Below are 16,313 nucleotides of genomic sequence, written 5' to 3'. Positions count from 1 at the left end.
CCGGCCTCAGTAGTCGTCCTCGTCGACTTCAGCCGGTTCGGGCCGCCGTGCCGGTCGTTCGGAGGGATCGCGGCCGACTTCGTTCTTCAGCGTCGCCAGGTCGATGAAATGGTCGGCCTGCCGGCGCAGGTCGTCTGAGATCATCGGAGGTTGCGAGGCCATGGTCGAGACGATCGACACCTTGCGGCCACGCCGTTGCAGCGCTTCGACCAGCGTTCGGAAATCACCGTCTCCGGAGAATATGACATAGTGGTCGACGACATCGGCGAGTTCCAGGGCATCGACGGTAAGCTCGATGTCCATGTTGCCCTTGATCTTGCGGCGGCCCGTCGAGTCGGTGAATTCCTTGGCCGGCTTGGTGACCACCTTGAACCCGTTATAGTCGAGCCAGTCGATCAGTGGCCGGATCGAGGAGTATTCCTGGTCCTCCACCAGCGCGGTGTAATAATAGGCGCGCAACAGGTAACCGCGCTTGTGGAAGCTCGCCAGGAGCTTGCGATAGTCGATGTCGAACCCGAGCGCGCGCGATGTGGCGTAGAGATTGGCGCCGTCGATGAACAGGGCGATTTTTTCACGAGGGTCGAACATGGAAATAATCCTTTTCGAAAAAACGGCCGTCTAAACGAAATGCGGTAGCGACTATCGGTCAGGCTCTAATAACCGGCCGACCTTGGACCAATCGAGATAACGCCAGTTTGGTGGCAATCCAAGGGCATGTGGCGCACTGCAAGCAATTGTGATCGTGGCGCCGAACCCTGGACCCGGCTGCTTTGCTAGATCGGGAGTTCGATATTGAGATTGAGTGCCCTGTGGGCCCGCATTGCCATGATGCTTGTATTTTGGCGCCGTTCGGGTTATGGACCGCGCCTGTTTTCCATTAAATCCAGGCATGAAAGGGGCAGTCCATGGCCCGCGTAACCGTTGAAGATTGCATCGACAAGGTCGACAACCGCTTCGAGCTGGTGCTTCTGGCCGGCCACCGCGCCCGTCAGATCAGCCAGGGCGCGCAGATCACCGTCCCGCGCGACAACGACAAGAACCCCGTCATCGCACTGCGCGAGATCGCCGACGAGACGCTGTCGCCCGATGATCTCAAGGAAGATCTGATCCATTCGCTGCAGAAGCATGTCGAGGTCGACGAGCCCGAAGCCGATGGCGAAGTGATCGCCGATCAGACCGGCGGCGCTGTTGCGGCCGCCGAAGCCGACGACGCCGAGGAGAACGTCACCTTCGACCGGATGACCGAGGAAGATCTCCTGGCTGGCATCGAAGGCCTGGTGCCCCCGGAAAAGAGCGACGACTACTAAGCCCTCCGTTCCGGCGGTCGCTGGAACAATCTTCCGGCACTTCCGTCCCGGCGGTTTCGTGGCTATCTAGTACCAACTGTCGCAAATACCAGATGCAGCTTTGGCCGCACTTGGCATAATGCGTGAATCTGGTATTTGCGACAGTTGGTACCGGCATGCGCCGTACAACAGTGCGGCGCATGATTCATTTCATCGCCGAGAGATTTAGCCCATGATGCGTCAGTATGAGCTTGTCGAGCGCGTCCAGCGCTACAAGCCTGACGTCAACGAGGCGTTGCTCAACAAGGCCTATGTCTACGCCATGCAGAAGCATGGTCACCAGAAGCGCGCTTCCGGCGATCCCTATTTCTCGCATCCGCTCGAAGTCGCCGCTATCCTCACCGAGATGCACATGGACGAGGCGACCATCGCCGTCGCCCTGCTGCACGATACCATCGAGGACACGACGGCGACGCGGGCCGAGATCGACGATCTGTTCGGCCCCGAAATGGGCAAGCTGGTCGAGGGCCTGACCAAGCTCAAGAAGCTCGACCTCGTCTCCAAGAAGGCCGAGCAGGCGGAGAACCTGCGCAAGCTTTTGCTGGCGATCTCGGAAGATGTTCGCGTGCTGCTGGTCAAGCTCGCCGACCGTTTGCACAACATGCGCACCCTCGATCACATGCCCGAGGCCAAACGCCTGCGCATCGCCGAGGAGACGATGGATATCTACGCGCCGCTGGCCGGGCGCATGGGCATGCAAGGCATGCGCGAGGAGCTGGAAGAGATCGCCTTCCGCTTCATCAATCCGGAAGCCTACCGGGCCGTCACCGCGCGGCTCGCCGAGATATTCGAGCGCAACAAGGGCGTGCTGACCGACATTGAAAAGGCGCTGTCGGCCCTGTTTGAAAAGCACGCCATCAACGCCGGCGTGAAGAGCCGGCAGAAGAAGCCATGGTCGGTGTTCCGCAAGATGGAGGCCAAGGCGCTGTCCTTCGAGCAGCTGTCCGACATTTTCGGCTTCCGTGTTGTCGTTGACAGCGTCGAGGACTGCTATCGCGCGCTGGGTGCCATCCACACCACTTGGTCGATGGTGCCCGGCCGTTTCAAGGATTACATCTCGACCCCGAAGCAGAACGACTACCGTTCGATCCACACCACCATCGTCGGGCCTTCGCGCCAGCGCGTCGAACTGCAGATCCGCACCCGCGAGATGAACAAGATCGCCGAATACGGCGTCGCCGCCCATTCGATCTACAAGGACACCGGCGGCAAGACGAACGGCGCCGGCCATGCGATCTCGAAGGAGACCAACGCCTACGCTTGGCTGCGCCGTACCATCGAGCAGTTGGCCGAGGGCGACAATCCCGAGGATTTTCTCGAGAACACCAAGCTGGAGCTGTTCCAGGACCAGGTGTTCTGCTTCACGCCGAAAGGCATGCTGATTGCCTTGCCGCGCGGCGCCACGCCGATCGATTTCGCCTATGCGGTCCACACCGATGTCGGCGACACCTGCGTCGGCGCCAAGGTCAATGGCCGCATCATGCCGCTGATGACGGAACTGAAGAATGGCGACGAGGTCGAGATCATCCGCTCCAAGGCGCAGGTGCCGCCAGCCGCATGGGAATCGGTCGTCGTCACCGGCAAGGCGCGCGCCGCCATCCGCCGCGCCACCAAGAATGCGATCCGCAAGCAGTATTCTGGCCTTGGCGCGCGTATCCTGGAGCGTGCCTTCGAACGAGCCGGCAAGACCTTCACCAGGGAAAGCCTGAAGCCCGTGCTGCACAGGCTGGCACGCAAGGACATCGAGGATGTGCTGGCATCCGTGGGGCGCGGCGAACTGGCCTCAACCGATGTCATGAAGGCGGTGTTCCCCGACTACAAGGACGAGCGCGTCACGCCGGCAGCGCCCAAGCAGCGCGAGGAGGGCTGGTCGAAGATCCGCAACGCCGCAGGCATGCTGTTCCAGATACCTGGCCGGGCCGCGCGCAAGGACAAGGACCAGCCAGGCGCCGGCGCCGTGCCGATCCGCGGCGTGCGCGGCGACCTGCCGGTGCGCTTCGCGCCGGAAGGCGCGGTCCCTGGCGATCGTATCGTCGGCATCGTCCAGCCGGGCACCGGCATCACCATCTACCCGATCCAGTCTCCGGCGCTGCAGGCCTTCGACGATCAGCCGGAGCGCTGGATCGACGTGCGCTGGGACATCGACGAGCGCACCAAGGAACGGTTCCCCGCGCGCGTCTCGGTCACCGCCATCAACGCGCCGGGTTCGCTTGCCGATATCGCCCAGGTCGTTGCCTCCAACGACGCCAACATCCATACGCTGTCGATGGTGCGCACCGCGCCCGATTTCACCGAAATGCTGATCGATCTCGAAGTCTGGGACCTGAAGCATCTCAACCGGCTGCTGTCGCAGCTCAAGGACAATTCGAGCGTCAGCGATGCGCGGCGCGTCAACGGCTAGCGATAGCCGACCATGGGGGACGAGATGAATACCGACGAAGTGCTGGACATATTCCGCGGGGCTGGCGCTGTTCTCGAGGGTCATTTTATCCTGACGTCGGGCCTGCGCAGTCCAGTTTTCCTGCAGAAGGCACGCGTCTTCATGCATGCCGACAAGACCGAGCGGCTGTGCAAGGCGCTGGCCAAGAAGATCCGCGCCGCCGTGCCAGGCAAGATCGACTATGTCGTCGGGCCGGCGATCGGCGGCTTGATCCCGGCATACGAAACCTCGCGCCACCTTGGCGTGCCGGCGATCTGGGTGGAGCGGGAAGGGGGCGAGTTCCGCCTGCGCCGCTTCGAGATCGATCGAGGCGCCCGCGTCGTCATCGTCGAGGACATCGTCACCACCGGTCTGTCGATCCGCGAAACCATTGATTGCCTGCGCGACGTTGGCGCAGGGGTGGTCGCGGCCGCCTGCATCATCGACCGTTCGGCCGGCAAGACCCATGTCGGTGTGCCGTTGATCGCGCTTGCCGAATATGAAGTTCCAGCCTACCCGCCGGACAGGTTGCCGCCGGAGCTTGCCGCCATCCCGGCCATCAAGCCGGGCAGCCGCAACATCTGACGAGGAGGTCGAAATGATCGCCGGCATCGACCATTTCGTGCTGACGGTCCGCTCGGTTGAAGCGACCTGCGACTTCTACCGGCGCGTGCTTGGCATGCGGCGCCTGGATCAGCCGAACCGGCCGACAGCGCTTCTGTTCGGTTCGCAGAAGATCAACCTGCACGAAGTCGGCCGCACTTTCGAGCCAAAGGCGAGGACGCCGACGCCGGGTTCTGGCGATTTCTGCCTCGTGTCGGCGGTGCCTCTCGCCGAAATCCAGGCCGGCCTCGCGGCCGACGGCGTTGCCATCGAAGTCGGTCCGGTTGAGCGCATCGGCGCGCGAGGACCTATGATGTCGGTCTATTTCCGCGATCCCGACGACAATCTGGTCGAGGTCAGCGAATATCTGAAGTAGGCACCGCGCCGGAAGGATATCGTCTCGGCCCCGGATGGTGACCTTGTCGAAGCCGGCCGGAACCCCTGGCCGCATATCGGTCATCCGGCTGCGACAATTAGCCGAAACCACTTCTCAAATTCGCCGCGATTGTCCGATGTGGAGAAGATGGATCTGACCAAAAATCTGGCGCTGCGGACGCTGAGCGTACGGCCTTCGGTTGTTGTTGGGCTTGCGGATGGCTATATCAAAGTCGCGATTGCCTTCTGGCGACCGTAAAGCGCAAGATGTGGCGGTCGAAGCCTGGCTGGAAACAGCCGGCGTGTAAGCTGTGAACTGTCGGGAATAGGAAGAGAGTGCTTTTTCGTCGCCGCAAGCCTGATGGCCTTTTCGAGCGGGTGCGTACCTATCTGTGGCCGCGCCGTTCGTTTTCGCGCTCGCTTCAATATTTCTCCAAGCGCATTCTGCGGCTGAAGGCCACCCCGCATGCGGTGGCGGCCGGCGTCGCCGCGGGTGTCTTTGCTTCGTTCTTCCCCGTCGGTTTCCACTTCATCATTGCCGCCGTTCTGTGTTGGGTGATCGCCGGCAATCTGGTGGCCGCCGCTCTGGGAGCCGTATTCTTCGGCAATCCGCTGACTTTTCCGCTCTTGTGGGGCGCATCCTGGGAAACCGGCAAGCTCATCCTGCACGATCGCCTGCCGACACACGGTCCGCCGGCGCATCTGGGCGAGATGCTGCACACGCTGTCCTTCGCCAAACTATGGCATCCCGTCCTGGAGCCGATGCTGATCGGCGCGGTGCCGCTCGGGCTGGTGTTCGGCCTGGTGTTCTACGGCATCACGCGCTGGGGCATGAATGTCTTCCGCGAACAGCGGCGCAAGCGGCTGGCCGAGCGCGCGAGACGCCGTGAGCATTCGCCTCATCCCGGCGGAAGCGTCGGTTCCGCCGCCCAATGATCATCGGCATCGGCAGCGACCTGATCGACATCACACGCATCGAGAAATCGCTTGAGCGTCACGGCCAGCGCTTCATCCAGAGGATCTACACCGAGGTGGAACAGGCGCGTTCGGAGAACCGGCGCGCCCGCGCAGCTTCCTACGCCAAGCGCTTTGCCGCCAAGGAGGCGTGCGCCAAGGCACTGGGCACTGGTCTGGCACAAGGGGTCTTCTGGCGTGACATGGGTGTCGTCAACCTGCCCAGCGGTGCGCCGACGATGGCGCTGACCGGCGGGGCGCTGGCGCGGCTGGAAAAGATCCTGCCTCAAGGTCATCGGGCGGCGATCCACCTCACCATCACGGATGATTTCCCGCTCGCTCAAGCCTTTGTGATCATAGAGGCGTTACCGGTCGAAGAAGCGCCACATTGATTGCATCTGACGACCGGCATGGACGTTGCCCAGCGCGCGCCGAGACTCTATACCATCCAACGCACAATCGAGGACGACATGAGCGTGGCTGAAAAATCTCAGAAGAAATCCGGCGGGCTTGGCGAAACCGTCAGCGTCATCGTCCAGGCGCTTTTGCTCGCCCTGGTCATTCGCACGCTGCTGTTCCAGCCGTTCTCGATCCCGTCGGGCTCGATGCGGCCGACGCTTCTGGAAGGCGACTATCTGTTCGTCACCAAATGGTCCTACGGCTATTCACGCTATTCGCTGCCTTTTGGACCGGACATTTTCTCGGGCCGCATCTGGGGCTCCGAGCCCAAGCGTGGCGACGTGGTGGTGTTCAAGTTCCCGCCTGATCCGTCCGTCGACTACATCAAGCGCGTCATCGGCCTGCCCGGCGACAAGATCCAGATGAAGGATGGCCAAGTCTTCATCAATGGCGTTGGCGTGCCGCGCGTCAAGACCGGCCAGATCGACAATCCCGACATCACGGAAAAGGATTATCCGATCGACGTCTATCGCGAGACGCTGCCCGATGGTGTCAGCTATGACACGCTCGACCTGTCGCCGAACTCGATTGGCGACAACACCCGCGAATTCGACGTGCCCCCCGGCCACTATTTCATGATGGGCGACAACAGGGACAATTCCGCCGACAGCCGTTTCACCGTCGGTTATGTTCCGGCCGAGAACCTGGTCGGCCGCGCCAACCTTGTCTTCTTCTCGATCGCCGGCAAGGCTAGCCCGCTCGAAATCTGGAAGTGGCCGTCGCTGATGCGCGCTTCGCGCCTGTTCCACTTCGTCAACTGATGGCCTTGAAGCGCCCGACAGGCGAGACTCTGGCCGGTTTGGTGATGGCCAGGACCGGCCATGTTTTCAGGGACATCCGCTTACTTGAGACCGCCTTGACGCATTCCAGCGCGGTCAAGGCGGCAAGCAACAATCAGCGTCTTGAATTCCTTGGCGACCGGGTGCTTGGTCTTGTCGTCGCCGATATGCTTTTCGAGAAATTCCCCGATGCACCGGAAGGTGAAATCGCGCCCCGTTTCAATGCGCTGGTCGATGCAAAGACATGCTCGGAAGTCGGCATCGAGATGCAGCTGGAGAATCTGGTTCGAGCCGACGCCGCCTTGAAGGCGCGATCGCGCGGCTCTGGCGGAAATTATCTGGCTGATGCCGTCGAAGCGCTAATCGCGGCAGTTTATATCGATGGCGGTATCGACGCCGCGCGGCGGTTCGTTCTGCGTTATTGGGAGCCACGTTCGAGCACGGTTGTGACGAAGCCACTTAATCCGAAATCCGATTTGCAGGAATGGATTGCCAAGACGAGTGACGCGCGACCCGAATATGTGATCGAAAAACGCGAAGGGCCCGACCATCAGCCGGTCTTCACTATTTCTTTGCAGGTTAGCGGCTTTGCACCTTCCGTCGGTACCGGCGGCTCCCGCAGGGCGGCTGAAGAAGCGGCGGCTTCGGCATTTCTCGTGCGCGAAGGCGTGTGGGCCAATAAAGGGAGCGCGGCATGACCGCAGAAGACACTGCAGCCGCTCCCGTCACGCACTCCGGCTTCGTTGCGCTGATCGGCGCGCCTAACGCGGGCAAGTCGACGCTGGTCAACCAGCTGGTCGGCGCCAAGGTCTCGATCGTCACCCATAAGGTGCAGACGACACGCGCCATCGTGCGCGGCATCGCCACGCACGACAACGCGCAGATCGTCTTTGTCGACACACCGGGCATCTTCAAGCCCAAGCGGCGGCTCGACACCGCGATGGTGACCACCGCCTGGGGAGGCGCCAAGGACGCCGACATCGTGCTGCTGCTGATCGATGCCGAGCGCGGCATCAGGGGCGATGCTGATGCCATCCTCGAACGGCTGAAGGACGTGCGCCAACCGATGGTGCTGATTCTCAACAAGGTCGATCGGGTCAAGCACGAGGCGCTGCTGGCCCTGTCTGCGGCAGCGAACGAGAAAGTGCCGTTCCAGCGCACCTTCATGGTCTCCGCGCTGACCGGTTCCGGCTGCAAGGACCTCCTCGACTATCTGGCGCAGGCGCTGCCGGCCGGCCCCTGGTACTATCCGGAAGACCAGATTTCGGACCTGCCGATGCGCCAGCTGGCTGCCGAGATCACCCGCGAAAAACTCTATCTCAGGCTGCATCAGGAACTGCCCTATTCCTCGCACATCGAAACGGAGAAATGGGAAGAGAAAAAGGACGGCTCGGTGCGCATCGACCAGACCATCTTTGTCGAGCGCGACAGCCAGAAGAAGATCGTGCTCGGCCACAAGGGCGAGACCATCCGCGCCATCGGGCAGGCCGCGCGGATGGAAATATCAGGCATACTGGAACAGAAGGTGCACCTGTTCCTGTTCGTGAAAGTGCGCGAGAACTGGGGCGATGATCCCGAGCGCTACCGCGAGATGGGGCTGGAGTTCCCCCGCTAAGGCCGAAAAAATCCTGGCGCGTCATCGCACGGTGGCCGACCACAAGCATTGGGCGTGAGGCTAATGCATGTCGCCCGGAAGAGTCCTCGGTTCCGGGACAACGACATGCATAAAATCAGAAGCTTACAGCAGGTCGGCGAATCCGATTCGCCGCGACGTGCTGTAGAGCACGTCGCGGTTTTACGCGAACCGCGAACGGCTCCCGGGTGGCGGAAAGCAGGCCAAAGCGAAACGCCGGCTCCACCATGCGGCCCGCGATTGGCGCGAGACCAACTCAGATTCTTGGCAAGCCGCCAACGAAGCGGCGACGCGTGCTGAGGCCGGCTTTCCGCGCCGTGATCTGGATCTGCTGATGGTGTTGTTTTCGCGCCGACAGCGATACGAGGACAGAAATCACAAATTTCTCAATTTATTTTAGATTTAGAGTTTAAAAGACCGCAATTCATAGAGTAAACTGGTATATGCAGAAGGATACACTTAATTATTACAAAAATATGACGATGTTCCATTTGTGCCATTTTAAATTCAAGCAAGCTCTCATTAGTGTTATTTGTGCAACACGTATTTAATCTGTGGCGAGAATCCAGCGCATTTATGGAATTGTCATTGAAGGTGGACGATTGGTGGGTATGTTCGCCGCGAAAAGGGGACGCGGTGCGGGCCTTTTTCATTGTGGGGGTGAGGCGGGAAAACATATCCGCCAGCCACAATTCAGAAGCCATTTTTTCAAACTTGACTGGAGAGGTCAGAAAATGAACATCAAGAGCCTCCTTCTCGGCTCAGCCGCGGCTTTGATCGCGGTGTCCGGCGCGCGCGCCGCGGACGCGGTTGTCGTCGCCGAACCGGAACCGGCCGAATACGTCAAGATCTGCGACGTCTACGGCGCCGGCTATTTCTACATCCCGGGCACCGAGACCTGCCTGCGCATCGGCGGCTATCTCCGCTATGACATCGGCGTCGGCGATTCCGGCACGCTGGATGGCGTCAACAACGTTGGCGATCACATGGACGGTGGAAACCACGACACCTACTACAAGAACATGCGCTTCACGCTGAGGACGTATACCGGCCAGGAAACCGAACTCGGCACGTTGAAGACCTTCACCGAGACCCGCTTCCAGTTCGGCAACTCCTCGGGCGACTATGATGGAAGCTCCTCGACCTCCTGGCAGGCCGGCAACAAAACCACCAGCCTCAACTTCGCCTGGATACAGCTCGGTGGCCTGCGCGTCGGTAAGGATGAAACTGCATACGACCAGTTCATCGGTTACGCGGGCAACGTCATCCAGGACACGATCATCCCGTACGGCGTCAAGGACACCAATGTCGTCCAGTACTATTTCGACGCTGGCAGCGGCTTCACGGGCGTGGTCTCGCTCGAAGAAGGCACGGGCGTCAACACCATCGACAGCTATGTTCCGCATGTCGTCGGCGGCTTGAAGTACAAGGGCGACTGGGGCGCGATCACCGGTGTTGTCGCCTATGACAGCAACTACGAGGAAGTGGCCGGCAAGGTTCGCCTGGATGTCAACGTCAGCAAGGAACTGTCGCTGTTCATCATGGGCGGCTACGGCACCGACGACAACCTCACAGACGACGCACACAATGCCATCGACGTACATGGCCGCAGCCAGTACAAGCCGTGGGGCGGCAACTGGGCCGTCTGGGGCGGCGGTACCTACAAGTTCAACGAGAAGACCTCGTTCAACGTCCAGGCTTCGGCTGACGACGACAAGAACTATGCTCTCGCCGCGAACGTCGCATACACCATCGTCCCGGGCTTCACGGTCACGACCGAAGTCGACTGGGATCACTACGGCAATTTCGGCAATCCATCCATCTACGGCAACTGGTCCAAGGCCGACAAGAAGGACAGCGTCGGCGGCATCGTCCGCTTCCAGCGCAACTTCTAACGGATCGACTGACCTCACCAACCGCCCGCAGCACATTGCTGCGGGCGGCTTTTTTATGCCTCGTTGCGAGAGCCGGCACAGGCGCCAGACCCATACCTTGATTTCGCCACCCGATCGGTGAAAAGCTCCTGATATGGAATGGCGCGACGAGGGAATCATTCTCGGCACCCGCAGGCATGGCGAAACCAGCGCCATTCTCGAGGTGATGACGCGCGCCCATGGCCGCCATCTCGGCCTCGTGCGCGGTGGCCGCTCGCGCAAGCAGCAGCCTGTTCTCCAGCCAGGCAATCGCGTCGATCTTTTGTGGCGTGCGCGCCTCGACGAGCATCTGGGCACATTCCAGGCCGAAGCCATCGAGATGAACGCCGCCCGGCTGATGGACAGTGCCGTTGCCGTCTACGGCCTTCAGACGATGGCGGCGCATCTGCGCCTGCTGCCCGAGCGCGATGCCCATGGCGGCCTCTACGAGGCGCTTTCGGTGATGATCGTTCATCTCGACGACGCAGATGCCGCCGGCGAACTGGTGGCGCGCTTCGAGCTCCTGATTCTCGATGAACTCGGCTTTGGCCTCGATCTCAGCCAATGCGCCGCCACCGGCACGAGGCAGGATCTGGCCTATGTCTCGCCTAAATCCGGACGCGCGGTGTCGCGCGGGGCCGGCGCTCCGTGGCACGACAAGATGCTGGTGCTGCCCGCCTTCCTGCAGCGCGGCTCCGGCCAGCGCGCCAATCATGCGGCGATGGCGGACGCATTCCGCCTGACCGGCTACTTCTTCACCCGCCACGTCTACGAGCCGCGCGGCATCGATCAGCCCGATGCGCGCGCCGGCTTTCTGGCCGCACTGCGCAAGCACCACGCAGCGCAGAAGCCCATCGCCGGAGAGAGCGCGGCCGGAGAAATCATCCGATGAGCGAAGTCGAACTCTATCCGGGCCGGGTCTCGCCGCTCGGCCTCGGCACCATTCCTCATGCCGACATCCTGAAATACACCGGCTTGGAATTGCTGCAGCGAATCGTCGACGGCAAATACCCGGCACCACCGATCTCCTTCCAGCTCAGCTTCGCGTTGACCGAAGTATCGGAAGGTCGCGCCGTGTTCCGGGGCGTGCCGAACGAACGCCACCTCAACCCGCTGGGCGGCGTTCACGGCGGCTGGGCGGCGACGCTGCTCGATTCAGCGTTGGCGTGCGCGGTGCAGACCCTGCTCGACAAGGGCGAGGCTTACACCACTGCGGAGTTCAAGGTGGAACCTGACGCGGCCGATCACGCCCAGGACCGGTGAGGTTGTCTGCGAAGGCAAGGTGGTTCACAAGGGCCGCACGCTTGCCGTTTCGGAAGCGACGCTGAAGGATGCCGGCGGCAAGCTGCTGGCTTTCGGTACCGAGACATGTTCGATATTTCCAGCCGCCAATCTGGCGGCACGTTGAATTTTCAGCCGTTTAGCCGCCGTATTTCAATGTCAGTGAGATGAAGCGTCAGTGAAAACTGGCCTGGTTTGGGGGAACCGCCATGTTTGAGAGCCTGATCGGCCTCGTCGCCATCATTGCCTTGTTCGTCATCATTTCGCGTCAGCAGGGCCGCATCGGTCTGATCGAGCGCGAACTTGGCGCACTGCGCAGCCTCGTGCTTTCGGGCGCGGTATCGCCCACGGTCAAGCCGTCGGAACTGGAGGCGGCGCAGGGCAGGGCCGACACGGCTCCGGTGGCCAGGCCTGCCGACATCGCCCCGGCACCAATCGGCGAGCCGGCCCCCGCGCTACAGGCCACGGAGGCGGAAATCCCGGCCGGAGGGCCCGGCCCTTGGAGCGCCCCCGAGATCACACCGAAAACGCCAGAGGTCGCGCCGGCCGCAGTCGCCAAAGCCGCTCGCCAGTCCGACGTTGAAACCGCGCTCGGCACGCGTTGGGCGGTCTGGGTCGGCGGCATTGCGCTGGCTCTGGGCGGCTTGTTCCTGATCCGCTACACCATCGAGGCCGGCATTTTCGGACCCGGCGTGCGGCTCACCATGGCGGCGGTGCTCGGGTTGGTGCTGGTCGCCGGCGGCGAGTTCATTCGCCGCACCGGCTTCAAGGTACCGGTGCAAGGTATTGCCGGCGCTTATATTCCGGCGATCTTGACCGCGGCCGGCGCCTTCATCCTGTTCGGCACCGTCTATGCCGCCCATGGCATTTACGGCTTTATCGGCCCGGCGCTTGCCTTCACGCTGCTCGGTGCGATCGGCGTTGCGACCATAGCCGCCGCTCTCGTCCATGGCCAGGCGCTGGCCGGCATCGGTCTCGTCGGCGCCATGGTGACGCCGGTGCTGATCGCTTCGCAGGCGCCCAATCCGTGGGCGTTGTTCGGCTATCTCGCCATCGTGCTCGCCGCCACTGGCGTGATCGCCCGCATGCGCGACTGGAAGACGCTGATGGCGGCCGCTTTTTTCGGTACCGGCGTCTGGACCATCCTCTACATGACCGACGCACCGGGCGCGAACCTCTCCGCCATACTGTTCATCGATGCTGTGACGCTGGCTGTGCTTGCCCTTGTCTGGCTGAGCAGTCGTGGCGGCGAGACCGGACTAGCAGGGACTTTCGACTGGCCATCCATCGTGCCTGGACTGTTCGTCGCCTTCTCGGCGCTTGGCCTCTCGGTTGACCCGGTCTTCGCCGCTGCCGGTGATGCTTTGCCGGGCGCGGTGCTGCTTGTCGTGATGATAGCGGTCGCGCTCTACCGCCCACTGGCGCTGCCACTGCTTTATGGCGCGGGACTGGTGACGGTGCTGATCTATCTCGGCATCATCCCGCCAACGTCTATCGCTTCCGACTTTTCGGGCGGCGCTTTGGGTGTTGATGGGGTGCCCTTGGCCACCGCTGACGCGCTGAGCTTGCGTATCGGTATTGGTCTCGGTCTTGTTTTCGTCGCCGCTGGTTTGTGGGCCGCGCGCCGCTTCGCCGCCACGGCGCAGATCCGAGCAGCCTCTTGGGCTGCATGGGGTGTCATCGTGCCGCTGATCGTCCTGCTGGCGCTCTGGTTCACGTTCGGCAATCTCGACCGCGACTTTGTCTATGCCGCCGTCGCGGCCCTGCTGGTCCTGGTCTTCGCCGCGGGCGGCGAGTGGATCGCGCGGGCCGAGGAACCGCCGCACAAGGGGGGAGCCGCAGTGTCGTTTGTTTTGGGCGGCGCGGCAGTCGCCGGCCTCCTGATGCTGCATATGGCTTTTGATTCCGGTTGGACCACCATCCTGCTTGGTGCCGCCGCGATCGTGCCGGCGCTCGCCACGCGCTGGCGCTCCTATCCTGTGCTCGGCTGGATTTCGGTCGCCGCTGTCATCGCGGTGCTTGGCCGCGCCGCCGTCGATCCGACGATCGTCGGCGCCGAATTCCTGTCGACGACACCGGTTTTCAACTGGTTGCTGCCGGGCTACGGCGTGCCGGCGCTCGCCTTCGGCTTCGCGGCCTGGCAACTCGCCCGCACCACCGATGGCCGTCCACGCCTGGCCATGGAAGCGGCGGCGGCACTGTTTGCGCTGCTGACGCTCGCCATGCTGGTGCGTCACGCAATGCATGGCGGCGTCATCAACAGCGATGCGCCGACGCTCGCCGAACAGGCGATCTACACGCTGATCGCCGTCGGTGCCGGCGCCATCCTGATCGCCATCGACAGGCGCTCGCCAAGCTCGGTGCTGCGCTATGGTTCGATGGCGGTGGGCGTGCTCTCGGCCGCCTTCATCGTCATCCAGCATTTCCTGGTGCTCAATCCGTTGTTCACGGACGAATCGACCGGCCGGATCCCGGTCTTCAACCTCTTGTTCCTCGCCTATCTCCTGCCGGCCGTCGCCGCCGGTGGTCTGGCGCTCTATAGCAGGGGCAAGCGGCCGAAATGGTATTCGGCCATGCTGGCGCTGATGGCGGCGCTGCTTGCCTTCGCCTATGCCACGCTTTCGGTCAGGCGCCTGTTCAAGGGCGAGTTCATCGGCATGTGGAGCGGCCTTGGGCAGTTGGAGACCTATACCTATTCGGCGCTCTGGCTGGTTATCGGCGTGGCGCTGCTCACCGCCGGCGTCTGGCTGAGATCGCAGGTGCTGCGCATCGCCTCAGCCGCGCTGATCGCGGTGGCCGTCCTGAAGGTCTTCCTGTTCGACATGTCGGAACTGGAAGGGGTGCTCAGGGCGCTGTCCTTTATCGGGCTCGGCGCCGTTCTGATCGGCATCGGCCTGTTCTACCAGCGGCTGCTGACGCGGGCGGCAAAGGAGAAATTGTCGGCCGGCGAACAATAATAGCCGGAATTCAACGCTGTGCGGGAATAAACCGGCATCCGCCGGCGTTATCTCATTGCTTGGGTGACCGGAGCGGTGGACCGCTTCGCGCTGGCTGCTTGCGCCGTGCCGGGAAGGCGCGTTCTATCGGATCAACAAGGGCGACCTCAGAACCAGCGGTCATGGACGAAAAAAAGGCAGCAATCCTTGGTGAAATACCGCGCCTGCGCCGCTACGCACGCTCGCTTCTGCGCGGCCGTGATGCTGCCGACGACCTCGTTCAGGACTGCCTCGAGCGTGCGCTGTTGCGGCTCGACAACTGGCAGACGGGAGAAAGCCCCAGGAGGTGGCTGTTTACGATCATGCATCATTTGTTCATCGACCAGATGCGCAAGGTGAACCGCCGCGGCGAAGCGGCGATGCTGCCGCTGGAAGCGGGTGAGGCGGTTGCTCAGCCGCCCGAACAGTTGGAGGGCATCGCTTCGCGCGAGATCATCGACGCGTTGCAGGCGATCAGCCCCGATCGCCGCGCGGCCATTGTCATGGTTGCCATAGAAGGCTTTTCCTATGCTGAGGCCGCCAACATTCTGGGTGTTCCCGCCGGCACGCTGATGTCGCGCATCGCGCGGGGGCGTGAGGAATTGCGCGGGCTGCTGGACGACACAGCGCGCCGGCGCGCCATAAGGATCGTCGAGAAATGATCCGCCGCGATTTTTCCGAACGGGACATCCATATGGCGCTCGACGGCGAACTGCCGGCCGATGAGCGCGCCGCCTACGATGCCTGGCTCGACGCCAATCCCGAGATGAAGGCCAGGAGCGCCCGCTTCACCGCCGACCGGGAGGCGTTGCGCTCGGCCTTCGCCGGCGTGCTGGACGAGGTGGTGCCAGTGCGCTTGCGCAAGGTGGTGCTCGGTGAAGCGCCTGTTAAGGCAGCAGTGCCACGCTCACGCTGGTGGCTTGCCGCCGCCGCGGCCGTGCTTCTCGCCACGGGCGGATTTGGCGGCTACTTTGCGGGTATCGGCGGGATCGGGCAGGAGGATCCGGCGGAGGATCGGCTCGCCGAACAAGCGATCGCCGCCCATGTCATCTATGCCGCCGAGAAGCGGCACGCGGTGGAAGTGCCGGCCAGCGACAAGGATCATCTGCAGACCTGGCTGTCCAGTCGGGTCGGCCTGAAACTGGTGGCACCGGACCTGAGCGCGAACGGCTTCCAACTGGTTGGCGGCCGGTTGCTGCCGGCGGGGGAAAGCAAGGCCGCGATGCTGCTCTACGAAGACGATAAGGGCGAGCGCATATCCCTCTTCGTGACGGCGGAATCGACCGAGAATGCCAAGGGCACCTATGCTTCGGCGCGGGACGGTCCGCAGGCCGTCTACTGGCTGGATAAAGGCTATGGCTGTGCCGTCGTTGGTTCGCTGCCGCGCGAGCAGTTGGCGGCCGTGGCCAAGAGCGCGTATGGCCAGCTTCTGGCCGGTCTCTCAAGCTGAGCCGGCTGCGATCTTGCGCGGTCGGCTGGCATGAAAACAGCGATTCCGTTCAAAGCTTGTCAGCTTCCCTGCCGTCGCGGAAAGTGTCACAATTCGGCCCTAATCAAGGAGCGATAGCGCTTGATG

General features: G+C 62.5%; 15 protein-coding genes and 1 pseudogene. 15 read left to right on the top strand and 1 reads right to left on the bottom strand.

What is annotated here, in order from left to right; all coding sequences use genetic code 11:
* Positions 1-6 precede the first annotated feature (6 nt).
* Positions 7-588 carry an NYN domain-containing protein gene (locus LB524_RS10185; RefSeq protein WP_015318582.1) on the bottom strand — a complete coding sequence of 194 codons (582 nt, stop codon included), beginning with the start codon at positions 586-588 and terminating at the stop codon, positions 7-9.
* 317 nt (positions 589-905) lie between these two features.
* Here LB524_RS10185 and rpoZ point away from each other — a divergent pair, with 317 nt between their 5' ends.
* The 15 genes and pseudogenes from rpoZ (at position 906) to LB524_RS10110 (ending at position 16,187) form a co-directional block, all read left to right on the top strand.
* A complete protein-coding gene (gene rpoZ, locus LB524_RS10180) occupies positions 906-1,307 on the top strand; it encodes a DNA-directed RNA polymerase subunit omega (protein WP_015318581.1) in 402 nt (133 codons plus the stop codon).
* Positions 1,308-1,518: 211 nt separating this feature from the next.
* A complete protein-coding gene (locus LB524_RS10175) occupies positions 1,519-3,747 on the top strand; it encodes a RelA/SpoT family protein (protein WP_023771627.1) in 2,229 nt (742 codons plus the stop codon).
* Between the two features lie 24 nt (positions 3,748-3,771).
* Positions 3,772-4,350: an orotate phosphoribosyltransferase gene (gene pyrE, locus LB524_RS10170; protein WP_224525729.1), complete on the top strand. Its 579-nt coding sequence runs from the start codon at positions 3,772-3,774 to the stop codon at positions 4,348-4,350.
* 13 nt (positions 4,351-4,363) lie between these two features.
* A complete protein-coding gene (locus LB524_RS10165) occupies positions 4,364-4,744 on the top strand; it encodes a VOC family protein (protein ID WP_015318578.1) in 381 nt (126 codons plus the stop codon).
* A 335-nt stretch (positions 4,745-5,079) separates the two neighbouring features.
* Complete coding sequence (locus LB524_RS10160) at positions 5,080-5,679, top strand: DUF2062 domain-containing protein (RefSeq protein WP_015318577.1); 600 nt, start codon at positions 5,080-5,082, stop codon at positions 5,677-5,679.
* Positions 5,676-6,089 carry a holo-ACP synthase gene (gene acpS / locus LB524_RS10155; RefSeq protein WP_015318576.1) on the top strand — a complete coding sequence of 138 codons (414 nt, stop codon included), beginning with the start codon at positions 5,676-5,678 and terminating at the stop codon, positions 6,087-6,089. Before LB524_RS10160 ends, acpS begins: the two co-directional genes overlap by 4 nt.
* Positions 6,090-6,167: 78 nt before the next feature.
* Complete coding sequence (gene lepB, locus LB524_RS10150; RefSeq protein ID WP_027144187.1) at positions 6,168-6,917, top strand: signal peptidase I; 750 nt, start codon at positions 6,168-6,170, stop codon at positions 6,915-6,917.
* Positions 6,917-7,633, top strand: a complete 717-nt coding sequence (gene rnc / locus LB524_RS10145) for a ribonuclease III (RefSeq protein ID WP_140618724.1) — start codon at positions 6,917-6,919, stop codon at positions 7,631-7,633. The genes lepB and rnc overlap by 1 nt, the downstream gene beginning before the upstream one ends.
* A complete protein-coding gene (gene era, locus LB524_RS10140) occupies positions 7,630-8,550 on the top strand; it encodes a GTPase Era (RefSeq protein ID WP_015318573.1) in 921 nt (306 codons plus the stop codon). Before rnc ends, era begins: the two co-directional genes overlap by 4 nt.
* A 752-nt stretch (positions 8,551-9,302) precedes the next feature.
* On the top strand, positions 9,303-10,463 hold the full coding sequence (locus tag LB524_RS10135; RefSeq protein ID WP_140618485.1) for a porin: 1,161 nt from the start codon (positions 9,303-9,305) through the stop codon (positions 10,461-10,463).
* A gap of 133 nt (positions 10,464-10,596) precedes the next feature.
* The gene (gene recO / locus LB524_RS10130; RefSeq protein ID WP_140823768.1) at positions 10,597-11,373 is read left to right on the top strand and encodes a DNA repair protein RecO; all 777 of its coding nucleotides are present in this window, start codon (positions 10,597-10,599) and stop codon (positions 11,371-11,373) included.
* Positions 11,370-11,889, top strand: a pseudogene (locus tag LB524_RS10125) (PaaI family thioesterase). Before recO ends, LB524_RS10125 begins: the two are co-directional and overlap by 4 nt.
* An 82-nt stretch (positions 11,890-11,971) precedes the next feature.
* Positions 11,972-14,719, top strand: coding sequence for a DUF2339 domain-containing protein (locus tag LB524_RS10120; RefSeq protein ID WP_140663083.1), 2,748 nt, complete (start codon positions 11,972-11,974; stop codon positions 14,717-14,719).
* 161 nt (positions 14,720-14,880) lie between these two features.
* Complete coding sequence (locus tag LB524_RS10115) at positions 14,881-15,399, top strand: RNA polymerase sigma factor (RefSeq protein WP_140726435.1); 519 nt, start codon at positions 14,881-14,883, stop codon at positions 15,397-15,399.
* Positions 15,396-16,187, top strand: a complete 792-nt coding sequence (locus LB524_RS10110) for an anti-sigma factor family protein (RefSeq protein ID WP_224525726.1) — start codon at positions 15,396-15,398, stop codon at positions 16,185-16,187. The genes LB524_RS10115 and LB524_RS10110 overlap by 4 nt, the downstream gene beginning before the upstream one ends.
* Positions 16,188-16,313 lie beyond the last annotated feature (126 nt).

Source organism: Mesorhizobium sp. ESP6-5, from assembly GCF_020164695.1.
GTDB classification, from domain to species: domain Bacteria; phylum Pseudomonadota; class Alphaproteobacteria; order Rhizobiales; family Rhizobiaceae; genus Mesorhizobium; species Mesorhizobium australicum.
This window is presented reverse-complemented; position numbering and strand designations above follow the sequence as displayed.